At 64.4% G+C, this 22662-nt stretch carries 24 protein-coding genes and 2 pseudogenes; 22 read left to right on the top strand and 4 right to left on the bottom strand.

Annotated elements, in window-relative coordinates:
• Nucleotides 1–4 precede the first annotated feature (4 nt).
• The 16 genes from KXD96_RS24110 (at nucleotide 5) to KXD96_RS24030 (ending at nucleotide 12248) form a co-directional block, all read left to right on the top strand.
• Nucleotides 5–199, top strand: coding sequence for a ferredoxin (locus KXD96_RS24110; RefSeq protein ID WP_260740763.1), 195 nt, complete (start codon nucleotides 5–7; stop codon nucleotides 197–199).
• Nucleotides 200–269: 70 nt separating this feature from the next.
• Nucleotides 270–1202, top strand: coding sequence for an ABC transporter permease (locus tag KXD96_RS24100; RefSeq protein WP_396877350.1), 933 nt, complete (start codon nucleotides 270–272; stop codon nucleotides 1200–1202).
• A gap of 56 nt (nucleotides 1203–1258) precedes the next feature.
• Nucleotides 1259–2074: an MlaE family ABC transporter permease gene (locus KXD96_RS24095; RefSeq protein WP_396878896.1), complete on the top strand. Its 816-nt coding sequence runs from the start codon at nucleotides 1259–1261 to the stop codon at nucleotides 2072–2074.
• Between the two features lie 20 nt (nucleotides 2075–2094).
• A complete protein-coding gene (locus tag KXD96_RS24090; RefSeq protein ID WP_260740758.1) occupies nucleotides 2095–3171 on the top strand; it encodes an MlaD family protein in 1077 nt (358 codons plus the stop codon).
• Complete coding sequence (locus tag KXD96_RS24085; protein ID WP_260740756.1) at nucleotides 3168–4172, top strand: MlaD family protein; 1005 nt, start codon at nucleotides 3168–3170, stop codon at nucleotides 4170–4172. The genes KXD96_RS24090 and KXD96_RS24085 overlap by 4 nt, the downstream gene beginning before the upstream one ends.
• Nucleotides 4160–5131 (top strand): MlaD family protein, encoded by a 972-nt coding sequence (locus KXD96_RS24080; RefSeq protein WP_396878894.1) that lies wholly within the window; start codon nucleotides 4160–4162, stop codon nucleotides 5129–5131. The genes KXD96_RS24085 and KXD96_RS24080 overlap by 13 nt, the downstream gene beginning before the upstream one ends.
• The gene (locus KXD96_RS24075) at nucleotides 5131–6252 is read left to right on the top strand and encodes an MlaD family protein (RefSeq protein ID WP_260740754.1); all 1122 of its coding nucleotides are present in this window, start codon (nucleotides 5131–5133) and stop codon (nucleotides 6250–6252) included. Before KXD96_RS24080 ends, KXD96_RS24075 begins: the two co-directional genes overlap by 1 nt.
• On the top strand, nucleotides 6249–7247 hold the full coding sequence (locus KXD96_RS24070; protein ID WP_260740751.1) for an MlaD family protein: 999 nt from the start codon (nucleotides 6249–6251) through the stop codon (nucleotides 7245–7247). Before KXD96_RS24075 ends, KXD96_RS24070 begins: the two co-directional genes overlap by 4 nt.
• On the top strand, nucleotides 7244–8200 hold the full coding sequence (locus tag KXD96_RS24065; RefSeq protein WP_260740750.1) for an MlaD family protein: 957 nt from the start codon (nucleotides 7244–7246) through the stop codon (nucleotides 8198–8200). Before KXD96_RS24070 ends, KXD96_RS24065 begins: the two co-directional genes overlap by 4 nt.
• Nucleotides 8201–8239: 39 nt before the next feature.
• Complete coding sequence (locus KXD96_RS24060) at nucleotides 8240–8875, top strand: hypothetical protein (protein WP_260740748.1); 636 nt, start codon at nucleotides 8240–8242, stop codon at nucleotides 8873–8875.
• Between the two features lie 5 nt (nucleotides 8876–8880).
• A complete protein-coding gene (locus tag KXD96_RS24055) occupies nucleotides 8881–9516 on the top strand; it encodes a hypothetical protein (protein ID WP_260740745.1) in 636 nt (211 codons plus the stop codon).
• A gap of 28 nt (nucleotides 9517–9544) precedes the next feature.
• Nucleotides 9545–10009, top strand: coding sequence for a hypothetical protein (locus tag KXD96_RS24050; protein WP_396877346.1), 465 nt, complete (start codon nucleotides 9545–9547; stop codon nucleotides 10007–10009).
• A 74-nt stretch (nucleotides 10010–10083) separates the two neighbouring features.
• Nucleotides 10084–10422: a hypothetical protein gene (locus tag KXD96_RS24045; protein ID WP_260745529.1), complete on the top strand. Its 339-nt coding sequence runs from the start codon at nucleotides 10084–10086 to the stop codon at nucleotides 10420–10422.
• Nucleotides 10423–10481: 59 nt separating this feature from the next.
• Nucleotides 10482–11042: a hypothetical protein gene (locus KXD96_RS24040; RefSeq protein ID WP_260740741.1), complete on the top strand. Its 561-nt coding sequence runs from the start codon at nucleotides 10482–10484 to the stop codon at nucleotides 11040–11042.
• Between the two features lie 52 nt (nucleotides 11043–11094).
• A complete protein-coding gene (locus KXD96_RS24035) occupies nucleotides 11095–11499 on the top strand; it encodes a nuclear transport factor 2 family protein (protein ID WP_260740738.1) in 405 nt (134 codons plus the stop codon).
• Between the two features lie 38 nt (nucleotides 11500–11537).
• A complete protein-coding gene (locus KXD96_RS24030; RefSeq protein WP_260740736.1) occupies nucleotides 11538–12248 on the top strand; it encodes an SDR family NAD(P)-dependent oxidoreductase in 711 nt (236 codons plus the stop codon).
• A gap of 17 nt (nucleotides 12249–12265) precedes the next feature.
• On the opposite strand, the gene KXD96_RS24025 is transcribed toward KXD96_RS24030, so the two are convergent.
• Nucleotides 12266–14593 (bottom strand): transketolase-like TK C-terminal-containing protein, encoded by a 2328-nt coding sequence (locus KXD96_RS24025; RefSeq protein ID WP_260740734.1) that lies wholly within the window; start codon nucleotides 14591–14593, stop codon nucleotides 12266–12268.
• 137 nt (nucleotides 14594–14730) lie between these two features.
• On the opposite strand from KXD96_RS24025, the gene KXD96_RS24020 reads away from it, so the two are divergent.
• Entirely contained in the window at nucleotides 14731–15225 is a 495-nt protein-coding gene (locus KXD96_RS24020; protein WP_260740732.1) for an Lrp/AsnC family transcriptional regulator, read from the top strand.
• A 411-nt stretch (nucleotides 15226–15636) separates the two neighbouring features.
• Here the strand turns inward: KXD96_RS24020 and KXD96_RS24015 are convergent, their stop codons facing one another.
• A complete protein-coding gene (locus KXD96_RS24015) occupies nucleotides 15637–16425 on the bottom strand; it encodes a carboxylesterase (RefSeq protein ID WP_260740730.1) in 789 nt (262 codons plus the stop codon).
• A gap of 218 nt (nucleotides 16426–16643) precedes the next feature.
• Here KXD96_RS24015 and istA (KXD96_RS24010) point away from each other — a divergent pair, with 218 nt between their 5' ends.
• The 5 genes and pseudogenes from istA (KXD96_RS24010) to istB (KXD96_RS23990) all read left to right on the top strand — a co-directional run.
• Nucleotides 16644–17885, top strand: a complete 1242-nt coding sequence (istA, locus tag KXD96_RS24010; protein WP_260740728.1) for an IS21 family transposase — start codon at nucleotides 16644–16646, stop codon at nucleotides 17883–17885.
• Nucleotides 17885–18175: pseudogene (locus tag KXD96_RS24005) on the top strand (ATP-binding protein); the annotation flags it as partial. The gene istA (KXD96_RS24010) and the pseudogene KXD96_RS24005, both read left to right, overlap by 1 nt.
• 75 nt (nucleotides 18176–18250) lie before the next feature.
• Nucleotides 18251–19468, top strand: a complete 1218-nt coding sequence (gene istA / locus KXD96_RS24000; RefSeq protein WP_225601309.1) for an IS21 family transposase — start codon at nucleotides 18251–18253, stop codon at nucleotides 19466–19468.
• A complete protein-coding gene (istB, locus tag KXD96_RS23995; RefSeq protein WP_225601307.1) occupies nucleotides 19468–20280 on the top strand; it encodes an IS21-like element ISMyma9 family helper ATPase IstB in 813 nt (270 codons plus the stop codon). The genes istA (KXD96_RS24000) and istB (KXD96_RS23995) overlap by 1 nt, the downstream gene beginning before the upstream one ends.
• A 57-nt stretch (nucleotides 20281–20337) precedes the next feature.
• Nucleotides 20338–20856 (top strand): annotated as a pseudogene (gene istB, locus KXD96_RS23990) (IS21-like element helper ATPase IstB); the annotation flags it as partial.
• Between the two features lie 362 nt (nucleotides 20857–21218).
• On the opposite strand, the gene KXD96_RS23985 reads toward istB (KXD96_RS23990), so the two are convergent.
• Complete coding sequence (locus tag KXD96_RS23985; RefSeq protein WP_260740726.1) at nucleotides 21219–22043, bottom strand: hypothetical protein; 825 nt, start codon at nucleotides 22041–22043, stop codon at nucleotides 21219–21221.
• Entirely contained in the window at nucleotides 22040–22648 is a 609-nt protein-coding gene (locus tag KXD96_RS23980) for a TetR/AcrR family transcriptional regulator (RefSeq protein ID WP_260740724.1), read from the bottom strand. Before KXD96_RS23980 ends, KXD96_RS23985 begins: the two co-directional genes overlap by 4 nt.
• Nucleotides 22649–22662: the final 14 nt, after the last annotated feature.

Below are 22662 nucleotides of genomic sequence, written 5' to 3'. Positions count from 1 at the left end.
GGCGATGAGGGTGGAGGTCGACTACCGCCGCTGTGAAGGCCACGCGATCTGCGTGGGCCTGGTTCCCAAGGTATTTGAGCTCGGCGAGGACGACGAGCAGGTGCGGGTCGTCGATGACACCCCCGACGAATCTGACCAGTCCAACGTCATACTCGCGGCCAAGCGGTGTCCGACCATGGCCATCAAACTGACCGGCTAGGCCGCAAGCGAAACTTGACGAGGGATCTGGCAATGGCGCTCCATACTGCCCCGCGGGCGGGTGAACCGCGATGACGACGGTGCGGGCTCTGCGCGAGCCTGCCGGTGCGGAGACGCCACCGGATCAGCGTGGCAGCGCCACGGCCGGTCACACTGGACATGATGGTCCCACCGGCGCCTCGGCGACGGCCCGAGGACTCGTCAAGACGGTCTCGCGCCTGTTGGCCATTCCGGTCCGCAGCGCGGAGACAACCGGACGCGGTGTGATGCTCGCGGGCTCGGTCGTGCGATACGCCGTGACCGACACGCTCTCGTTGCGGCTGCCAGCCGGCGAACTCATCGTCCAGGCCTGGATATTGCTGAAGGTGACGGCGCTACCGGCGGTGCTCATGGCGATACCCTTCGGCGCGATGGTGGCCGTGCAGCTTTCCGGCCTCGTCAACGAAGTGGGCGCCAACTCGCTCGTCGGGTCGGCGACCGGCGTGGCTGTCCTTCGGCAGGGAGCACCGGTCACGGCGGGCCTGTTGATGGGCGGCGCCGCGGCCTCGGCGATCGCATCCGACTTCGGAGCCAGGGCAATTCGTGAGGAACTCGATGCCCTGCGAACATTGGGAATCGACCCGGTCCGGCGACTGGTCGTACCGCGTTTTCTGGCGCTCCTCCTCATTACCCCGATCCTGGTCGTCATCGTGATTGCGATGGGGGTTGGGGCGGCTTTCGTCATCGCGACGGTGGTCAACGGCGTCACGCCCGGAAGCTTTTGGCTGTCATTCGGATCGTTCGCGAAGATGGTCGATCTCTGGTTCACCCTCGGCAAGGGATTCGTTTTCGCCGCGATCGTCGCGGTGATTTCGTCGCAACGGGGCATGGAGGCCAAGGGCGGTCCACGTGGCGTCGCGGACGCCGTGAACGCGTCGGTGGTGCTCAACGTCATCTTCATCGTCGTCGTCAACCTTGCGATCACTCAATTGCAAACGATGTTTTTCCCCATGGCGGTGGCGTAGTGGCGGCCCCAACCCAACACTCTTCCGCTGCAACGCAATTGCTGGTCAATTTGCGCCTGGTGCCAACCAAGCACCTGCGCGAGCCGTTCCGCTCGGCCGGCCAGTGGGCGACCTTCATCGCTCAAACGGTATGGCTGCTACCGATCACCGTGCGCCGCTACCGGCGCGAAACGCTGCAAGTGATGAACAATCTGGCCTGGGGCCGGGCCTCGATAATCGTCGACGGCGGCGTTATCAGCGTGCTGGCGGTCCTGGGCGTCACGGTCGGAGCCATCGTCGCCATCGAGGCCTTCGCGACATTGAACCTCATCGGTCTCGGGGCATTGGCCGGCATCATCGGCGGGTGGGGAAATGTGCGGGAGATGGCACCGCTGGTCGCCGGGGTAGCCTTCGCCTCCCAGGCCGGCTGCCGAATGACTGCCGAAATCGGCTCCATGCGCATTGCCGACGAAATCGATGCCACGGAAGCCATGGGGCTCAGGGCGATCCCGTTCGTGGTCGGTACGCGCGTGGTCGGCGCATTGATGTGTGTCATACCCGGCTTCCTGCTGACCCTGGTGGTGAGCTTCGTGACGTCGGACATGGTGATCCGCGTCCTCTACAACCAGCCGGGCGGCACCTACAATCACTACTTCGTCGAGTTTCTCACCCCGGCCGACATTGCGGCCTCACTGCTGAAAGCGACCGTCTACTGCGCGGCGGTGACATTGATCCATTGCTACTACGGCTTTTTCGCGTCCGGAGGACCGGTCGGCGTTGGCGAGGCCTCCGGTCGGGCCATTCGTGCCAGCCTCGTCATGATCATGGTCCTGGATCTCGCCACCACCATCATGCTGTGGGGCCTTCGTCCACAGTTCGTGTTCAAGGGGTAGGGGCAGCCTTGTTATTGCGGATGTCGGCGGAAGCCGAGGCGCGACGGCTGAGCATCATCGGCCTCGCGGTCATTTCGTGTCTGGCCGTGGTGTGGTTGATCATCATCGCCGGCCCGTTCGGCGAACGCCCCGCGAATCGTATCTCCGTGGTGATGGACATGCCGTACGTCGGCCAGGGGGTGGCCGCGGGCACCCCGCTGATGATGCACGGCGTCACCATAGGGAAGGTCACGGCGGTATCGAGCCTGTCCGGCGGTGATGTGCGCCTTCACGCCGATTTGGAGTCGACCCCCACCGCGCAACTGACCGACGCGCTGGGTGTCGACTTCCGTCCGGCCAATTACTTCGGCGTGACCGGTATCAATCTGGTTCCCGGCGCCGGGGGCCAACCGCTGCGCAACGGCACGCGGATCAGCACGGTGCCGAAAGGCAATTTCACTCTGCAGGCACTGTTGTCCCGTCTGGGGGAGATCACGGGTGGCGTGGTGACGCCCCAATTGGTCGACGTCGTCAACAGGGCTACCAGGTATACCGATGGGCTGAACCCGTTGATCGAATCGATGATGACCGTGGCGAATTCGGTTGCCAAGGTCCAGACCGTGAGCACCGAGCAGCTGCTCAGGAACACGGCGGGGATCAGCGTGGCATTTCCGTCGTTCGTCGCGGCCGCAACCGCTGCCGGTTACGGCTTCAACCAGGGTTCCGGGTTCGTGACGTCCAACGTGTCCGGAAAGGACGCCCTGCCCGGACAGGACATGGTTACCGTCCCTGGCGAGCCGGTGACCGCACAGTACTGGAAACAGCGAGTCGTGGTGACGCTGGATGTGATGGCCAACTCGTTTTTTGGCGCGCTCGGAAAGCTGCTGTCATCGCATACCCGCGACCTGCTTCCCGCGGTCAACCTGGTTCAGACACTTACCGATACGGTGCCGGGCCTGATAACGCCCGCGGGTATCGCGGACACGTTAGTGCAACTGCGAACCCGTTTCGAGAAGCTCTACGGCGGATCACCCGAACAGCGCGCGCTGCAAGTACACATCGTGCTCGATCAGATTCCCGGTGTGCAGGGTCCGGTTGCCGCGATGGGGGGGCCATGATCAAACCGAGGGCCGCCCTGTGGCGATTCGTGTTGAGCAGCGTGCTTGCCGCGGTGGTGTTCATCCTGATCATGAACGTGCTGCGCCAGCCGGTCTCCGGCCAAACACGTTCGTATACCGCTGAATTCGCCGACGTATCGGGGCTGCACATCGATGCCGACGTGCGTGTAAGAGGGGTGCGGGTGGGAAAGGTCAAGGCGATGCGGCTCGAGCGCAAAGCGGGCCAGAGCATAGCCGAGGTCGACCTCAACCTCGACAGACGCTACGCGGTGGTGCCGGCGACCCGACTGGCGATCAAATACCAGGCGCTCACCGGATTGCGATACATCGACGTGGCCAACCCGTCGGAGCAGCCTTCGGCCACAACCGTGAGTGACATACCGCTGAGCATGACGCAGCCGTCGTTCGACATCACCGCCCTGTTCAACGGGCTGCAGCCGGTCCTTGCGACGCTGAGCCCCGACGACATCAACACGTTCACGGCGAACGCCGCATCCTTCCTGCAGGGCGACGGCGGTGGCCTCGGGCAGATGTTGGATGGCATCCGGAAGCTGACCGAGTTCGTGTCCGACCGGCAGCAGGTCGTTGCGACGTTGATGCGCAACCTCAGCGCGATTGCCGACACATTCGGTGGGCATTCAAAGGATTTCGTCCAGGTGCTGGACTGGCTGAACCGGCCCGTGGATGCCGCGCTTTCCGTGCTGGATGAGTTCCGCAAGTCCGAGCTGTACGGGCCGGTGTTCACCTCGGCTGCGGTGCGGCTCCTCGAAAACGCCGGCTTCAAACCGGGAGTTGCGGACATCGACGACGGGCTCGACCGCGCGATCACCGTGTTCGACGATTACACCGACGCTTTCAAGCGCGTACCGGTCATGTGGGACAACGTCGAGCCACCGGGGCAGCCGGGCACCCCGCTGCCGTGTTCAAGGGGCCGCGCGCAACTGCCGCAGACGATGGACGTGCTGCTCAACGGGCAACGGGTGATCCTGTGCAACCAGTGAAACTCCTCAGGAGCCCGAAGTTGTGGGGTGTGGGTGCGCTGGCCATCCTGACGGTCCTCGCGATCACCGCGGCCGCCGTCTATATCAGCCCCCCCGGGCAGAAAACGGTCGTCTTCTACACCGATGACGCGTCATCGGTCCGCCGGGGCGACGACGTTCGGATCGCGGGAATAACCGTCGGCAAGGTCAAGGACCTGTCGATCGAGCCGAGTCGGGTGAAGGTCCGTGCGAGCCTGGATCAGGACGCCTTCGTCGGCGACCAGTCGCAAGTTCAGGTTCGCATGCTCACAGTCGTCGGCGGCTATTACGTCAATCTGGTGTCACTCGGCGACAAACCCTTGGGGCAGAAGCCTATTCCGCTGGAACGGGTGACGATGCCGTACAACCTGATGCGCACCCTCGCCGACGCGACGAAGGTCACCGACCATGTCAACCCAAAGCCGATTCGGGAATCGCTGGACGAAATGCAGGCAGGCCTCACCGGGACGAACGTGGACGCCCTGACCGCGGTCATCAATGCCGGGAACGCGCTGACCGCCACCATAGACAAACAGCGCGGCCAGATCTCCCAGATTCTGAATCTATCGGACGAGTACATCGAATCGTTGAGTAACTATCGAGACAAGCTCAAGGAGCTTGTCTCCAAGATCTCGGTTCTGGAGCAGACACTCGTCTTGTACGGCAAGGGATTTGGCGGTGCGCTGAAGGGGATGGGTGACATCGCTGACGCATTTCTCGTCCCCTACGCCAAGTTCTGGGTGAACCATCGCGAGGAGTTCATCCAGAAGGTCCGCGAGTGGCAGGACCGCGTCAGGAGGTGGGCGGATAACAACAGCAGGATCGTGCCCCGATTGCGGCGTATCAGGGACAAGATCGAGCGTGTCCTGGACGCCCAAAACGCGCGCCCAGAGCTGCTCGCCACCGACCTGTGCATCCCGATGCCGGGAAGTCCCTGCTGATGACCGTGACCGCGAGCATGTTTCGCCGAGTGCTCCGCACCGGAGCCGCGGCCCTCATGGCCGCCGCAATCATGGGTGCGAATACCTCGTGCGGATTCGGAGACCGGCATGACGCCGCCTTCTGCGCATTGATGCCGGACACGATCGGTCTGTATGTCGGCAACCCGGTCACCCAGATGGGTTACCCCATAGGGAAAGTCACATCCATCAAGCCTGGGCCCACCCACGTTCGAGTTGACTTCACGATCACCGAGCAGCGGCCGCTTCCCGACGATGTCAAAGCGATCATCCGATCGCCGTCGATCCTGTCCGATCGTTCGCTGGAACTGGTGGGCAACTACGCGGGCGGCCCAAAGCTGGAGTCGGCGACCTGTATCTCCCCGGATCGGTCTCTTTCGCCGAAGACGCTGTCCGAAGTCATCGGATCGGCTGACAAATTTCTCAACGACATCAACTCCGACGGGTCAACGAATGTCGCCGACACCGTCCGCGGGCTGCAGCGGTTGGCGCACAACAACGGTGCGGCAGCGAACCACCTGTTGACGGTGTCGTCCGCACTGCTCGACAGCCCCGACCAAGCGATCAGCGATATCGGCTCGATCGTCCGGAACGTCGCTCAGCTCACCACGGCGCTGAACGAGATGAGGGGGCCGATGAAGGAAATCCTGCTCGATGCGCGGACCACCACCGGCGACCTCGCGACGGCGCTCGACGGGACTGCGCGACTCGCCGGCCCGGTCGGAATAGGAACCCTCGGCCCGCTGCTCGAGTCGGTGGGCGTTCTGGAAACCAGGCTGGGCGACGAGACGCAGCTGACGCTGGACACGGTGAGCCTCCTAGTCAGAAAACTGAGCCCACACGCGAACGCTCTCGCCAGTCTGTTCGACGCCGTTCCGGGGTGGATCAATACGGCGGCCAACCATTTCAATGCAAAGCAGTTCGGCACCTTCAACATCGCCTACCGGCCCCCGTTGTTCCGGGTTCGCACACACGACGGGCTGGCGCTGTGCGGCGCGATGAACGCGAAGATGCCGGGCAGTTGCGCCGACGTCAACGGTCAACCGTACGCCGTCGACGTCGCGCTGCTCCAGTATGTGCTCCAGCAAGCGAGCCACCCATGAGTCGCAGGATATGGCCCCTGGCCGTCGCCGCGGTCGCAGCCACGCTGGTCTCGTCGTGCGCCGCGATCACGGTCAATTCGCTACCGCAACCGGGCGGCAGCCACGGCGACGGCTACGACCTCGTCATAGAATTCGCGAACGTCCTGAATTTGCCCGAGCGGGCGAAAGTGGTGGAGGACGGCACCACCGTCGGTGTCGTCACGCGTGTCGAGCTGAAGAGCGACCATGTCGACGTTACGTCGCGGATCGACGCCGGGGTGAGCGTGCCGTCGAACGCCCGCGCGACGCTACAACAATCGACGGTGCTGGGCGACACGTACGTCGCGCTCGAACGCCCACGCTCGGGTGATGCTCCGGCCCCCACCATGGGCATCGCCAAGAGAATACCGTTGGCGCAAACAACATCTCCGGCCCAGCTCGAGGACACCATCGCCAATCTGGCGAACTTCGTCGGCAGCGGATCCATTCAGCGGGCCCAGAACACCATCATCGGCATCAACAACGTGACCCCGTCAAAAGCCGGAGAGTGGCACACCCTGGTGAGTCGCGTCGCAACCGACCTTTCGGACCTGTCCAACAACATCGACACCGTCGACAAGTGGCTGGACGGTGTGGCGGGGACCGCCGATGTGATGAATCGCAGCCTTCCCGTGTACCAATATTGGTTCTCGCCGGCCGGCATGCTGGGTTTCGACCGTGCGACGCAGGTCGCCGGCTATATCGGCACGGTCCTGCCCTCGATCGGCAGCATCTACAGCGGTGGCTTCTGGCTGGTGCCGCTGCTCAATTCGCTAGGCAGCGCGGTCGGTGCGATCCAGCAAAGTAAGTGGGACTTCGAAGGCGAAGCGCCCAAATGGCGCAAGCTGTTCACCGACGACTTCCTTCCCGTCGACAAGAATCCGGCGATCAACATCACCTCGATCGTCGGTCCGGACGGCCGCGAAATGATCGGAAACACCCGAGATGTGTTGCGAATACTCGGGGCAACGCCATGAGAACTGCCAAGAACATCCTGTCCTTCGCGGCGTTCGCAGTGATCATCGCGATCGCCGCCGCCTACATCGGTTCGTTCGGTCTACGGATGGGGCCGCCCGCTCACCGCATCAATCTGTCGATGGCGGTTCCGGACGTCAAAGGCCTGGTGGTCGGGTCGAGCGTGCTGCTGCGCGGTGCGGCCGTCGGCAAGGTGACCGGGGTGTCATCGTCGGTGAGCGATGCCACCATCGACTTCTATATCGATGCCGATCAACGGATTCCCATCGACAGTGACGTGCGGCTCGACAATTTGTCGGCACTCGGCGAGGCTTTCGTCGGTTTCATCCCGCGGACGGCCCACGGCCCGATGCTGAAGGACGGGCAGCGCATCGCGACTGAGTCGATAATCGTGCCTCCGTCGATCTCGCAGCTGGCCACCAGCGTGGTCCGAGTCCTCAACCAAATGGATCCCGTCCAGCTCAAGCAGATCCTCGGCGAGGCTGACGCCGCACTGCCGGATCCCGGTCACGTGCTGCCCAACCTGTCCAGGGCCAGCGAGCTCACCCGAAACATGATCGTCGGCATGCACGGGCAGGGACAGGAGGTGCTCGCGAATTTCCAGACACTGCTACGCAACGCCGGCTGGGTCGGACCCACGCTCGCGGAGTTGGGCCCGCCGGTGCGCGCTTCGGGAGACAACATAGCCCGGGTGTGGATCGGCATGATGAAAACCACTGCGTGGAACAACCCCAAAAACATGTTGTTGTTCCAAAAATTCCTCGATCGTATCCAAAACTTCTTGGACACCAGGGGCCCCGATATCAGGGTTCTGACGCAGGCCCTGCTGCCTCAATTCAAGGGAATCGGCGGCGCGCTGATGAATTTCGACACCGCCCAGATCCTTACCAACGCGTTATCGGACATACCAGAAGAGGGTGCGATCACACTCCATGTCACCATCCCCGACCACTAGACCGGGATCCGCTCCCGACAACCCGAAAGAGGAAATCCTATGTCCGCAATCGACACGACCAACCCGGTCGTAGAACCGGCGCCGCCGGCCGGTGATGACACCGAAGCCAAGGGCGCGGCCACGGCGGAGACCAAAGAGACGCCGTCGAAGAAGCCCCGGCAGATATCAATCTCCTTGCGCACGATGATCATCGCGGTGCTGGTAAGCCTGCTGGCCACCGCCACCGGGATCCTCGGGTGGCTCTACCTGGACGCCCGGGGAAAGCTCGATGCACAGGCGCGCGAGGCCGGCGATAGGGCCCGGGCCGAGGAGACGGCCACCGACTACGCGGTCAACGCCGCGGCGATGGACTACCAAGACTTCAATGGATGGAAAGTCAAGTTGGTCAAGGGCACTTCGCCCGACCTGAAGGCCAAACTGACGAAGGCCGCCGACTCGATGGAGCAGGTACTCGCCCCGCTGCAATGGAAATCGACGGCACGGCCCTTGGCCGCCAAAGTCCGCTCCAACGCCGGCGGAATCTATACGGTCGATTCGTTCGTAAGCGTCCTGACCAAGACAATGCAGGCACCCGACGGGTTGCAGTCCACCGCAACGTACAGCATCACGATCGACAGTCGAAACAACTGGCAGATCACCGATGTCGGCGGGATCGACTCCGCTCTCGGGAAGTAGTCAGCATGTTGGCCAATGACACGATCCGGCGTGGCCGCGCTCGCGCGGCCGCGGTCCTCTCGGTCGCGTTCTGCGGCGCGGTAGTCCTTAGCGGTCCCGCTGGCGCTGATCCGGCCGGCGACTATGACCCGGTTACCCACTATGACCAGCCGCGGCCGCTGCCGGTCGTGACAGCGGTTCCCAACAATTGGCAGCCGAAGTTCCCCTTCCCGTTCGACCAGACGCGGCGATACGTGACCGACGCGGACATCAACGCCGAGCGGGAAATGTGTCAGTGGTTCACCGCTCAATACGACGACTTGAAGCACCAGATCGAAGGACTCAACGACAGTCTCATCCGCAGTAACGGCCACTACGACGCCGACGGTGTGCAACAGCAAGCCGACGTTGTCACCGCCAACATCGACCAGTCGGAAGACTTCCTCGCCCCGCGGGCCCAGGCGCTGACCCAAAGCTCCGACAACGCCGGAGATGTGTATTTCCCTCTCTACCAAGGTGAGAGCTTCTACCGGCTATGGCAGCACCTGTCGAACGTCAGCGCCGGTATCAAGGGCCACCAGCCGACCTGGTTCACCGGACCGTCATACCAACGGGTGCTGCACTGGGGCAGCAAGATCAATCGGTCGCATGTATGCCGCTGAGTATCACCACCGTTTCAAGGAGGCGCCGGTGCTGACAAGGGTAAGCGGTGTGGTTGCGACGCTTTTGCCGGTCGTCGGCGTGGGCGCGTTGCTTGCTCCGCCTACCGCCGCCGATCCTGCCCCCGAGGTCGAGCAGGCAGTGGTGGCAGCGCGCGGCTCCGCGGCATGCGGGCCGTTGCGCTACAACCCGACGGCCGAACGCGCGGCGGAGATCGTCAATCGGTCGACCTACACCTACCTGAACCACACCGCGGAGAACGTCCCGGCCGACGACCCGCACCCCACGGCCATCGTGAAAGACCTTGGGATGAAAGCCAGCAAGGTTTGGTCGCTGCAGGGCGCGGCGCGCGACGAGGCCGATGCCATCAAGGCCGTGCTGCTGGAGGGCCGCACCGCGATCCCCGACTGTGCCTACACCGATTTTGGCACCAGCGTTCTGCACGAGGAACAGTCCGATTTCACCCTCGCCGTGGTCGTTCTGGTGGGGACGTGAACGTTCCCAGGAAGGCAATGGCAAGTCGTATGCGACGCGTCACCACAACGACGGCCTGCCTGGCGGCGGCCTGGATGCCCATGCTGGGCCACCCATCGGCAGCGTGGGCGGATGAGCCTGTCACATATGAAGTTGTCTCACAAGATATTCGGATCGTGAACGTCGAATATCAAGACGCTACCGGCCGAAAGTCGGCCAACGCCGTGACGCTGCCATGGCGAACTGACGCGATCGTGCATGCCGTTCGCGATGCACCGCCGGAGGGAAGCCAGGTGCGGGCGGACTGGCGTCCGAGTGCAGCTCCCGCGCGATGGGTGTCCGTTCGCATCATCTATCGGGGGAAGGTCATCTGCCAAAACACTTTGGACGTCGGTGACGCCACCTGTTACGGCATCACTCCCCGTATTACGTAGCGCTTGATGACTGAGACCGGAACGGCAGAGGATGCCGGCGTCGTGTGGAGGTGCGGACGATGAATCGTTTCTATGGCGCACTGGCAATCGTGAGCGCGATGATCCTGGCGCTGGGTAGCCCCGCATCGGCTCAGGCCGACCCGCCGCCACCGCTGACCGCTCCCGACCCATTCCCGGACATTCGGTACTACGACGAGGCGGACCCCGGCAGCTTCGCTCTTCCCGGCGGCGTGTGGTTCATAGCCCCGACAGGACAAAACTGCGGGATCTGGGGTCTGGGTAGTTTCGGCTGTGCCGGCGACATCCCGGGAGCTCCCGCGGGGACCAGCCACATCGGGTGGATCGACGGAGACCGGGCGGTCCACTACGACTGGTCGGTAGCGGTCAGATTCCCTGCCACACAAGCGCGACAGCAGCTGGCGCTGCGGAGCAAGGTCACCCACGAAGGGACAACGTGCGCGGCAACGCCGGACGGCAGAACCTACTGCGAACGTGGCCCGCTTCGTTTCGTCATCGAGCCCACCAAGACCTGGCTGTCGGCGCCCTGGATGGATCTGAGCTGGATGCAACTCGGGCCGGCCTCGTGTAGTCCCCCGGGCGGCGGCCCATGCTACCGATAGATCTTCGGTCCGCCGCAGGTAAGCAACTGAGACGAGAGAAAGGCACCACGACATGACAAACAACACCGACTCCGCACGCCGGTGGCTCGACGTGCTGGCCACCGGTGCCGTGGCCGCCTGGGACGGACTGGTGAATGCTGACTTCAGCATGCATGCGCCGCTGATGCCGGGTGAGGCCGATACGCCGACCGTTGGATTGGAGGCGAATCGTGCACGGGTGGAGGCGCTTTGGCGTGCTTGGGACACCTTCGAATTCACGGATGTCGATATCCACGCCGCCGCCGATGATCCGGATCTCGTCTTCGTGACCGCCCGCTCGCAAGCCAAGACGGTGTGGGGTGCGCCGTATCGGAACCGCTACATCATCCGGCTGCGGTTCCGCGACGGCGAACTGCTCGAGCACCTCGAGTTCATGGATCCACGGCCTGTCCTCGAAGCCTTTGAAGGCCATCTCTAGAAAGGAATTTGTCAATGACAATGAACGGAAGAGTCGCGTTGGTCACCGGCGCTGCGAGCGGGATCGGTCAGGCCACCGCCCGAGCACTCGCCACGGCCGGCGCCCACGTCTATCTCGGCGATGTGAACGAGCAGGGGGCCAAGGCCGCGGCCGCTGCGCTCGCGGGCGATGCGGAAGGCGTACGCCTAGACGTCACCGACGCCGATTCCTGGGCGGCCGCGGTGGCTCAGGTGACGTCGCAGGCCGGACCGATTTCCGTATTGGTCAACAACGCCGGTGTCTTCACACCGGGCGGCCTTGAAGCGCTCGGGCCGAAGGACTTTCAACGCACCTTCGACGTCAATTGTCTTGGCGTGTTTCTCGGAATGAAAGCGGTCGTCGAGTCGATGAAGTCCGCCGGTGGCGGTTCGATCGTCAACGTCTCGTCGTCGGCGGGCCTGGTCGGGGTGAAGGATGCTATCGCGTATTCGGCGTCGAAGTGGGCCGTTCGAGGCCTGACCCGAAGCGCGGCACTGGATCTCGCGCCGTACTGCATCCGCGTGAACTCGGTTCATCCGGGGTTGACCGAGACGCCGATCTTCACCGGGTTCCCGCGCGAAGCTCTCGACGTGATGACCGCCGCGCTCCCTCAGCCGCGGCTGGCGCGTCCCGAGGAGGTGGCCGCCGTCATCGCTTTCCTGGCTTCCGATCAGGCGAGCTTCTGCACGGGCGCGGAGTACACGGTCGACGGCGGCTATGCATGCGGGTGAAAACCGCTGCGCGGCATTTACGTAGCGATATCTAGAGCTGCTCGCACGATGCTGTCGGTATCGATGCCGTGGTAGCGATAGACGTCGTCGAGGGCCCCGGCCTGACCGAATCCGGATACTCCCAACGCGGTCAGCCGGACCTGCCGGATGTTTGTCAGGAACGCAAGGGTGTGCGGATGCCCGTCGAGAACGGTGACCATCGGTGTTGCGCGCTCGGCCGGAAAGAGTTGATCCAGGATCCAGGTGTCGGCCGACCGCCTGCCCTGACGCGCCTGCCACGCTTGAAACAACAGCCCGGGGCTGGTGATGCAGAGGACGTCGGCCGGCAAGCCGGCCTGTTCCAGCCGGTCGGCCGCGCCAAGGGCCTCGGTGATCACGGCCCCCATCGCCGCGATGGTGACCTTGGCACCGTCGCGGCGCCGTAGCGGATAGCCGCCCGCAACCACCTGTCGGCGGCGGCGCTCCCGGGCGGCAAGGTCATCCGGCACGGCGGCCAGCGCCTGGTTCACGGGCCGGGTCGACAGCCTCAGGTAAGCCGACGTTCCATCGGGCCGCCCGAGCCGGGCGATGCTGGCCAGCAGGGTCCACTCGACGTCGATCGCGAACGCGGGCTCATAGCTGATGCAGCCGGGTTGTTCGAGCCCGATCGACGGGGTCTTGATGGACTGGTGCGCACCGCCTTCGGCCGCAAGACTGACCCCTGACGGCGTGCCGATGAGGATGGACTGGCCGCCGGCGTAGATCCCGAAAGACCATGGTTCGAGCGCCCTCTCGACGAATGGGTCGTAGAGCACGCCGATAGGGAAGAGCGTTTGGCCCCAACGACTCCAGGTGGCGCCCAGCTCGCCGATCAGGCCAACGAGGTTGGTCTCGGCGATACCGAGTTCCATGTGTTGACCGCTGGGGCGTTCGTCCCAGTGCATCAGCGTCTGTGCGTCGTCGGCGAACCAGTTGCGCCGCTCGCTCGCCGACCAGACCCCGACCTTGTTCACCCATCCGGCCAGGTTGGTCGTCGAGCTGACGTCCGGGCTGACCGTGACGATGCGTTTGGCCGCGTCGGGCGCCTCACGGATCAGGTCGAGCAGGACACGACCGAGCGCGGCCTGGGTGGTTGCCGTGCCCTTGGGGGTACGACCGATGTCGGTCGGGACGGTTGGGGCCGCGGCGGCCGGGACTGAATCGCGCCGCAGCCGCTCTGCGGTCTCGGCGCAAAGTTGCCCCATCGGGCTGTCCGGAGCGAAACGTGGCCAGGGGCGATTCGGGTCCATTCCGAGTCGTGTTGCCAGAGCGGCGTATTCGTCGTGGCTGAGCAGCGCGGAATGGTTCTGCGGGTGCCCCTCCGTGGGCAGCCCGAAACCCTTGATCGTGTAGGCGATGATGACCGTGGGCCGGCTGTCGTCGATCTGTTGATACGCCTCGGTCAGAGCAGCCAAGTCGTGACCACCCAAATTGCGGATCGCCGCCGTCAGCGTCGCGTCGTCGATTCCGGCGATCAGTGCGGCGATTTCGCTGTTGTCCGGCCCGTCACCGGGAAGTCGCTGGCGGATCTGGCCGGCATCGCAGCGCAGCAGGCGCTGGTATTCCGCATTCTCCATCGCGACTATGCGTCGGCGAAGCGCTTCCCCTCCGGGACGATCGAACAGGGAACGAAGAAGTCGGCCGAAGTTGACCGTGATGACCTGCCAGCCGGCGGCGTCGAACATGGTCTCGAGTCGGTGTGCGGCGATGTTGGGCACCACCCGATCCAAGGACTGCCGGTTGAGGTCGACGATCCAGACGACTTCGCCGAGTTCGGCGATTCCGGGATCCAGTATCGCCTCCCACACCGCACCCTCGTCGAGTTCGGCGTCGCCGACCAGAGAGTACTGCCGCCCGCTGCCGCCAGTGTCCAAGTGGGCGTTGACGTATCGGCGCGCCATCGCCCCCCATATCGGAGCCGTCGCTCCGATTCCGACCGACCCGGTCGAGTAGTCCACCGGATCCGGATCCTTCGATCGGCTCGGATAGGACTGCAGGCCGCCAAACTCGCGCAGCGTGGTCATGTGCTTTTCGTCCAGCTCGCCGAGGAGGTAGTTGATGCTGTGCAACACCGGCGAGGCATGGGGCTTAACCGACACCCGGTCACCGGACTGCAGCTGCTGGAACCACAGCGAAGTCATGATCGTCACCATGGAGGCACTCGAGGCCTGATGGCCGCCGACCTTCAGCCCCGAGCTGTTGGACCGCACGCGGTTGGCGTGGTGGACCATCGACGTGGACAGCCACAGCACGCGCTCGGCAATGGCCTCGAGCGTGTCGAGACAGATGACTCCGCGATTGGTGTCGACCGGGGCGATCGCATTCATGGTGCCTACTTAGAAGTGTCGAACTGCGCAGATAGATCATTTAGTGCAGCATTGCTCCTACAATGTGGCAAGTCATGCCAGCATATGTGCGCATTGTGCACACATGCGGCGCGCTGCGGGGCACCGGAGGAGGCAATATGCGCAAGCCGAACCACCTCATCGACGACATCGACAGGCAAATACTGCAGGCCCTGACCGCGGATCCCCGCGCGACCGTGGTCGGGTTGGCACACGCGACGGGGTTGGCCCGCAACACCATCCACTCACGGCTGGCCAGGCTGGAAGCAAACGGCGTACTTCGATCGTTCGAGCGCCGCATCGACCCCGTCGCGCTTGGCTATCCGTTGACCGCCTTCATCATGGTGACGGTCACCCAACGCAAGTTGGCCAAGATCGGCACTGCCCTGGAGAGCGTTCCCGAAGTCATCGAGGTCAACGGGCTCAGCGGCGTCACTGATCTCCTGGTCCAGATCGTGGCCCGCAACGCCGAAGACCTTTACCGCATCGCCGGGCAAATCCTTGACATCGACGGCGTGGAGAAAACGACGACGGGACTGGTGATGCGGCGCCTCGTCGACTATCGACTCGGGCCACTGCTGGCATCTGCCGAGATCACGCTGCCGGGCAGATGAGGCGGCCTTGTCGCCCACCGCACGCGTGAGCGTGGGGCCTCGTTAAGGCATCGACACATCGGGGCGGATGGTAGCGGGAGGCCTAGCGAGGCTTGCCGAACTTGGCATGAACTTGGCCGCGCGCGCCGATCAGCAGCGCCTGCTCGACGGGCACGCGACCAGTCGACCGGGCGACCAAAGGTGTTAGATGATGCGAAATCCGCTCTGGCACGCGAAAGCACACGAACGCCCCGTCGAGATAGCCCCGTTCGCATCGAGTAGGTCAGGGGTTGGAATCGCCTTAGCTCCATTAAGTCGCCAATCACACTTGAGGGCCTCGCAGCAGCTTTGGATCGCGGCATTACGACAGCCCGCGTCGCGGGTCGAGACCTAGTTGAGGCGATTGATCAACCGGCACGCGCGCCACGAGCGTTATCTTGTGGTGGCGTGGAACTTGTTCTTCGTCAGCCACGCGTCGATGTGGCTCATGGTTATCGGTAGGGAAGCCCCGGAGAAGACCATGTGGTCCGACTTGGGTATGTGGATGACGTCGGCGTGCCGATACTGAGCCGCTGTCTGGCGTATTACCCCTGCGGGCACGATCAAGTCGCATTCGCCGCCTATCACCAACACGGGCGCGGTCACGGCCGCGGCATCTACGCGTGTCGCTTTGGAAAGTCTGAGTAACGCGAGGAGCATCTCGCATTGCGCTCGCCCGGATTCGCAAACCAGGCCGTCATATATCTCGCGTGCGGTGTCTTCAGTCTGGGTGTTGGCTATCCATCGTCGAAATCGCTCGAACGGTGGGGGAGGTATTGGCTTGGTCCAAGGGCGCAATCGTAAGAACCACGGAGCCGACATACGCCTGTTCGCAGGAGTTGAAGCGGCGATGCCGGCGGCGGGGGCTGGACATGCCGCCACCAACCCGACGTGGCGGGTGCGTGCGGCGACCAGTTGTGCAAGCAGGCCGCCCATCGAGTGGCCGACCAACAACGGCGGAGTTTCGAGGGAATTGACGAATGCCACCAGGTCGTCGACGTAGTCCCGCAGGCTTAGGGACGCAATCTTCATGGCGCCCTCGCGGATCGGCAACTCGTGATGGCGCAGTGTCGGAGTGTGCGCCGTGTAACCGCGCTCGTGGAATGCGGCGCGGACAGCGGCCAACTGTTCGCCGCGTGACCAGTTGCCGTGAATCAAAACAACATGCCGCGTTTCGGACATACCCAAGAGGATGGCACGGTGTGACCACCCGTTGCGGCGATTTGGTCCGGCCCCTAGAACCGAAGTCGGTGTACTCCGGAGTTCGCTGGCCCAGGCGTGGTGGCCGAGCGCTCGCTGCCTGTCCGCGGCACGTGAATTGTGACCCCGGCGCGGCAACTGAAAATTGACCCCCTGGTCCGGTGGCCTGGCTCTAGTCGAGCCAGGAGGACCAGAAGGGAATGTTGTCTGTGGAAGATTGGGCTGAGATCCGCCGCTTGCGCCGGGCCGAGGGCCTGCCGATCAAGGTGATCGCGCGGACGTTGAAGATCTCGAAGAACACCGTGAAGTCGGCGCTGGCTGATGATGAACCGCCGAAGTACGAACGGCCGCCACGCGGTTCGATCGTCGACGAAGTCGAACCACGCATCCGTGAACTGCTTCAGGTCTATCCGACGATGCCGGCCACGGTGATCGCCGAGCGGATCGGCTGGCAGCGTTCCATCCGGGTGCTCTCGTCGCGGGTGGCCGAGCTGCGGCCGGTCTATCTGCCGCCGGACCCGGCCTCACGCACGGCCTACGTGGCCGGGGAGATCGCCCAGTGTGATCTGTGGTTTCCCGACGTCGAGATTCCGGTCGGGTTCGGTCAAACCCGCACCGCGACCCGGCTGCCGGTGTTGACCATGATCAGCGCCTACTCCCGCTGGCTGCTGGCCATGCTGCTCCCGTCGCGGCGGGCCGAGGATCTGTTCGCCGGCTGGTGGGAACTGATCAGCCGGCTCGGCGCGGTGCCGCGAGCACTGGTTTGGGACGGTGAAGGCGCGATCGGACGCTGGCGGGGTGGGCGGGTCGAACTGACCAAGGAATGCCAGGCATTCCGCGGGGTGCTGGCCACCAAGGTCATCGTCTGCCGGCCCGCCGACCCGGAAGCCAAAGGGCTTATCGAACGCTCCCATGACTATCTGGAGCGCTCCTTTCTGCCGGGCCGGGCGTTCGCCTCACCGGCGGATTTCAACACCCAGATGACTGACTGGCTGACCGTGGCCAACACCCGCACCCGGCGCGCCCTGGGCTGCGCCCCGACGGATCGGATTACCGCGGATCGGGCCGCGATGCTCGCGCTGCCGCCTGTGGCGCCGACGGTCGGCTGGTGCTCGTCGCTGCGGCTGCCCCGGGATCACTACATCCGTCTGGACAGCAACGACTACTCGGTGCACCCGAGCGCGGTCGGTCGCCGGGTCCTGGTCCGGGCGGACTTGGATCGGGTGCAAGCGTTCTGCGACGGGCAGACCGTCGCCGAGCACGACCGGATCTGGGCCACCCATCAGACGATCTCCGATCCGGTGCACGTGGAGGTGGGGAAGGTGTTGCGGCGCAGACGCATCCAGATCCCACCACCCCCGCTCGCCTCTGAGGTGCCGGTGCGAGACCTGTCGTCCTACGACACCGCGTTCGGGGTGGATCTTGACGGCGGGGCCGCCTGATGGCCACCACCAAAACCACCACTGCCGGGCGGGACGTGACCACCGAGTTGGCGTATCTGACCCGTGCACTCAAGGCACCCACCCTGCGGGACTCGATTGCCCGGTTGGCCGAACGGGCCCGGGCCCAGAACTGGACCCACGAGGAATATTTGGCGGCGTGCCTGCAACGTGAAGTCTCTGCTCGCGAATCCCACGGCGGCGAGGGACGTATCCGAGCGGCACGCTTCCCGGCACGAAAGTCTCTGGAGGAGTTCGACTTCGACCATGCTCGCGGACTCAAACGCGACACCTGTCGGTTCCGGTCGAAAAGTGAGCAGGTGATTCCGGTCGAAAAGTGAGCACCCTTCGATTGGAGAGTGATCACTGTGGAGGATTGGGCTGAGATCCGCCGGCTGTATCGGTCGGAGAAGTTGTCGCAGGCTGCGATCGCCCGACGGCTGGGTCTGTCACGCAACACTGTGGCCAAGGCGCTGGGTTCGGATAGTCCGCCGCGCTATGAGCGGGCGCCGGTGACGACCTCGGCGTGGGCGCAGTTCGAGCCAGCCGTGCGAGCGGTGCTCAGCGCGTATCCGAGGATGCCGGCGACGGTGATCGCCGAGCGAGTGGGTTGGACGGGTGGGCACTCGTGGTTTGGGGAAAACGTTGCCCGGATTCGCCCGGAGTACGCCCCGGCTGATCCGTGCGACCGGCTGGTGCATCTGCCCGGTGAGCAGGTGCAGTGCGATCTGTGGCTGCCCGGCCGGGTGGTGCCCGACCATGCCGGAGTGCTGCGATCGTTTCCCGTATTGGTGATGGTGGCCGCCTACTCGCGGTTTATCGCCGCGATGATGATCCCGTCGCGGGTCACCGGGGATCTGCTGGGCGGCATGTGGCAGCTGCTCTCGGGGTGCATCGGCGCGGTGCCGCGAACATTGTTGTGGGACAACGAGGCCGGGATTGGTCAACGCGGTCGGCTTGCCGACGGGGTGGCCGGGTTCTGCGGAGTCTTGGGCACCCGGCTCATCCAGGCCCGCCCCTATGATCCGGAGACCAAGGGGCTCGTCGAGCGGGTCAACGGCTATTTGAGGTCGTCGTTTCTGCCGGGTCGGCGGTTTTGCTCGCCTGCGGACTTCAACACCCAGCTCGCGCAGTGGCTGGCGCAGGTGGCCAACCCACGCCGGCACGCTACGACCACGATGATCCCCGCCCAGGCGCTGGGCACCGATCTGCAGGCGATGGCCGCGCTGCCGCCGGTGGCCCCGGCCACCGGCACCATGATCACCACGCGGCTGGGTCGCGACTACTACGTCAGCATCGGCGGCAACGCCTATTCGGTGCATCCCGAGGCGATCGGTCGGATGATCACCGTGTCCGTATCGCTGGATCGGGTGATGGCCCGCTGTGGTGAGCGGGTGGTCGCTGACCACCAACGGCTCTGGGGCACCGCGGGATTGGTTGGTGATCCTGAGCATCTGGCCGCGGCGGCGATCATGCGGGAGAACTTCCGGGACCGCCCGACGGCGGGTGCTCACATGGACGTGGAGGTCCAAGTCGCCGATCTAGGGGCCTATGACGCGCTGTTTGGGACCGGGGAGGTCGCCTGATGGCCACCAAACGCGCTCCCGTTCCCGGGGAGGCGGACAAGCTGATCGCCCACCAATCCCGGCTGCTCAAAGCCCCGCGGATCGCCGCCCACTACGGGCGGCTGGCCGAACAAGGCCGCGCTGCGGGCTGGTCACTCGAGGACTACCTGGCTGCCGTGCTAGCCGTGGAATCCAATGCCCGGGCCGAATCTGGTGCCCGGCAACGCATCCGCTATGCGGGGTTCCCGGCGATCAAAACGATCAACGACTTCGACTTCACCGCCCAACCCCACGTCGACCGCGCACAGATCGCCCGCCTAGAAGCCGGCGGCTGGCTGGCCGAAGCCCGCAACATCGTGCTGCTAGGACCACCGGGCACCGGCAAAACACACTTGGCGACCGCGTTAACGATCGCAGCCGCCCAGGCCGGGCACCGGGTCGCCTTCGCGGCGGCCACCGGCTGGGTCACCCGGCTGGCCGAAGCCCACCGCATCGGGCGCCTCGATTCCGAGCTGCGCAAAATCTCGCGCATCGGGCTGATCGTCATCGATGAAGTCGGCTACATACCCTTCGACACCGAAGCGGCCAACCTGTTCTTCCAACTGGTGTCCACCCGATACGAGAAATCCTCGATCATCTTGACCTCTAACCTGCCGTTTTCCCGGTGGGGCCAGGTCTTCGGCGAGGCCACCATCGCCTCAGCGATGATCGACCGCATCGTGCACCACGCCGACGTCATCGCCCTCAAAGGGGCCAGCTACCGCATCAAACACACCGCAATCGAGTCCCTGCCCTCCGTCGAAGCCGACCGTCAGGCAGACTCAACCCCGTAAACAAACCTGCTCAGTTTTCGACCGGAAGAAACTGCTCAAAATTCGACCGGGGCCGACAACACCATCGCGCATCTGGGCACGCTGGACTTCGTCACCGCCCGCGACAACGTCGTGTTCCTCGGCCCACCGGGCACCGGCAAGACCCACCTGGCCATTGGGCTGGCGATACGGGCCTGTCAGGCCGGCCACCGCGTCCTGTTCGCCACCGCCGCCGAATGGGTCGCCCGACTCGCCGAAGCGCATCACGCCGGACGCATCCACGCCGAACTGACCCGCCTCGGGCGCTACCCGCTCATCGTGATCGATGAAGTCGGCTACATCCCGTTTGAACCCGAGGCGGCCAACCTGTTCTTCCAACTGGTCTCGGCCCGCTACGAGCGCGCCAGCCTGATCGTCACCTCCAACAAAGCCTTCGGCCGCTGGGGCGAGGTGTTCGGCGACGACGTCGTGGCCGCCGCCATGATCGACCGCCTCGTCCACCACGCCGAAGTCATCACCCTCAAAGGAGACAGCTACCGACTCAAAGACCGCGACCTCGGCCGCACACCTACCGCAGCGGCCACCACTGAGGAATAATCACCAACCACCCCGGCAGGGGGTCAATTTTCACCTGCCGCCAGGGGGTCAATTTTCAGCCGCCGCCGACACTGCCGCCTTGACGTCGGCTCCGGCCGGGCCTTTCGGCCGATGGACCCGCCTTACGCAGGCCACCAAGCGAAAAATCCCGCCAGAAAGCGATTAGCGTCTACAGTTACGAGCCACCAGATGGCAGGGTCATCACCTGGAAGGGACTGAACGGAGTCCCAACGGAACAAGCTGAGGCCAGACCGTTACGGCTCAAGAAGAGGGCCGTAACTCGAGGTTTCCCACCTCAGTCCCTCCCACCAACCAGCCGGCGGGGTCTCCGCCGGGCACACGAGGTCGTCGTCAACCTTCCGTCACGGGTGCGTGACGAGGTACGTTTCGTTGCCCAGGCCGGCAGTGAGCTCGTCGACGTCGAAGGGTCGGTCGAGCCGGGCGCGCAACGCCTTCGGGTCGATCAAAAGGCTGATCTCGGCCGTCTGGCGGGCGAACAGTCGTCCGACGAGCGGATAGATGCGGCGCATGATCGCCCGCTCTGCAGCGGTGCAGCGCGATGCGCAGTAGCCGACGTGGCCGATCTCGTCGGTCAGGATCTCGCTGTACAGCAGTTCGATTCGCTCGGCGACTTCCGGCTCGTCGCTGAACAGTTCTATGCCGACGCGGCGCAGTTCGTCGAACATGATGCAGCCCGCCATCTCGCCGGCTCCGACGAATGAGAAGCTCGGCCGCTCCGGGAGGAAGACACTGGTCTTGACGAACTGTCGCATCACGAACGGTGGCGGGGCGACTTGGAAAGTCAGCCCGAAGATGTCGAGTGCGTACGCGAGTAGCCGGGTGTGGTAGTGCTCTTCCAGCTCCACGTAGACGTTCTCGGGCGGCACATCCCCACCGCTGTTGCGTCCGTAGGTTTCGCCGAGTCCCACGCCGAACCGTTCAGCCTGATTCAACTTGGCCGTCGCCAACAGGAAAAGCATCTTTCTGTCCAGCCCGGGCTCCGGTCGCCGGCGGCGCAGGTTGCGAAGGAAAGTCTGTTCGTCGACCGGGTGGGCCGACCGGACCGGGTTTGCTTCAAGTTGGTGGAAGAACTGCTCGCGATTCGCCAATCGTCGGTTGAGCAGGTCGGCTTCACCGTCGCGCCTAACCAGGAAATCTCTATAGCCCTGGATGCCGGTGCTCTTCATCGTTTCTCCATTCCTTCGACAATCGTTGACACGTAACGGCTTAACACCGCAGGATCGTGGGTCCCGGTGGCCAGGAGCGCGAACAGCCCGGTGAGGAAGAACATCGCGAGTTCCGGGGCGTCCGCGTCCGACGAGACTTGCCCTGCCGATTGCGCCCGGCTGATCACACCCGCCAGAAACTCTGCGATTGGGTGTTGTGCTAGCTCTTCTTCGACGGGTCGCGATGACAAGAAATGCAGGCCTAGCATGTCGCGGAAAACGGCTGTGCCCAAACGACGTTCGGCGTCGAGCACATGGGCGACGAGGCGTGAAAGTACCGATGTCAGATCGCCCTTGGCGCCGCCGAGTTCGCTGATGATCCGCATCTCTTCGTTGCGCTCCAGCTCGGCCAGAACGTGCTCCTTCGTGGGGAAGTGGAAGTAGAACGTCCCCCGCACCACGCCCGCCGCGGCCGCGATGGCGCTCACATCGGCGGCGGCCAACCCGCGCTGCGCAATCTCGGTCAATGCGGCGTCGAACAACCGTGCCCGCGTTTCGAGCCGTCGCGCCTCCCGGACGCCCACGGCCGGCGCTTGGGCTCCGGAGGACGCGCCGAACGACGGCATGCGGGCACGGTACC

This window comes from Mycobacterium sp. SMC-2, from assembly GCF_025263485.1.
In the GTDB taxonomy this organism is placed as follows: domain Bacteria; phylum Actinomycetota; class Actinomycetes; order Mycobacteriales; family Mycobacteriaceae; genus Mycobacterium.
Note: the sequence above shows the minus strand (reverse complement) of the source record. Positions and strands in the feature narration are given on the sequence as shown.

Excerpts from the sequence above, each read along its gene's own strand:
- KXD96_RS24100 (WP_396877350.1), top strand. The coding sequence starts at position 270 with ATGACGACGGTGCGGGCTCTGCGCGAGCCTGCCGGTGCGGAGACGCCA.
- KXD96_RS24035 (WP_260740738.1), top strand. The coding sequence starts at position 11,095 with ATGACAAACAACACCGACTCCGCACGCCGGTGGCTCGACGTGCTGGCC.
- KXD96_RS24015 (WP_260740730.1), bottom strand. The coding sequence starts at position 16,425 with ATGTCCGAAACGCGGCATGTTGTTTTGATTCACGGCAACTGGTCACGC.
- KXD96_RS24025 (WP_260740734.1), bottom strand. The coding sequence starts at position 14,593 with ATGAATGCGATCGCCCCGGTCGACACCAATCGCGGAGTCATCTGTCTC.
- KXD96_RS24070 (WP_260740751.1), top strand. The coding sequence starts at position 6,249 with ATGAGTCGCAGGATATGGCCCCTGGCCGTCGCCGCGGTCGCAGCCACG.
- KXD96_RS24055 (WP_260740745.1), top strand. The coding sequence starts at position 8,881 with ATGTTGGCCAATGACACGATCCGGCGTGGCCGCGCTCGCGCGGCCGCG.
- KXD96_RS24110 (WP_260740763.1), top strand. The coding sequence starts at position 5 with ATGAGGGTGGAGGTCGACTACCGCCGCTGTGAAGGCCACGCGATCTGC.
- KXD96_RS23980 (WP_260740724.1), bottom strand. The coding sequence starts at position 22,648 with ATGCCGTCGTTCGGCGCGTCCTCCGGAGCCCAAGCGCCGGCCGTGGGC.
- KXD96_RS24020 (WP_260740732.1), top strand. The coding sequence starts at position 14,731 with ATGCGCAAGCCGAACCACCTCATCGACGACATCGACAGGCAAATACTG.
- KXD96_RS24040 (WP_260740741.1), top strand. The coding sequence starts at position 10,482 with ATGAATCGTTTCTATGGCGCACTGGCAATCGTGAGCGCGATGATCCTG.
- KXD96_RS24060 (WP_260740748.1), top strand. The coding sequence starts at position 8,240 with ATGTCCGCAATCGACACGACCAACCCGGTCGTAGAACCGGCGCCGCCG.
- istB (WP_225601307.1), top strand. The coding sequence starts at position 19,468 with ATGGCCACCAAACGCGCTCCCGTTCCCGGGGAGGCGGACAAGCTGATC.
- KXD96_RS24065 (WP_260740750.1), top strand. The coding sequence starts at position 7,244 with ATGAGAACTGCCAAGAACATCCTGTCCTTCGCGGCGTTCGCAGTGATC.
- KXD96_RS23985 (WP_260740726.1), bottom strand. The coding sequence starts at position 22,043 with ATGAAGAGCACCGGCATCCAGGGCTATAGAGATTTCCTGGTTAGGCGC.
- KXD96_RS24045 (WP_260745529.1), top strand. The coding sequence starts at position 10,084 with ATGCCCATGCTGGGCCACCCATCGGCAGCGTGGGCGGATGAGCCTGTC.
- istA (WP_260740728.1), top strand. The coding sequence starts at position 16,644 with ATGTTGTCTGTGGAAGATTGGGCTGAGATCCGCCGCTTGCGCCGGGCC.
- KXD96_RS24075 (WP_260740754.1), top strand. The coding sequence starts at position 5,131 with ATGACCGTGACCGCGAGCATGTTTCGCCGAGTGCTCCGCACCGGAGCC.
- KXD96_RS24090 (WP_260740758.1), top strand. The coding sequence starts at position 2,095 with ATGTCGGCGGAAGCCGAGGCGCGACGGCTGAGCATCATCGGCCTCGCG.
- KXD96_RS24085 (WP_260740756.1), top strand. The coding sequence starts at position 3,168 with ATGATCAAACCGAGGGCCGCCCTGTGGCGATTCGTGTTGAGCAGCGTG.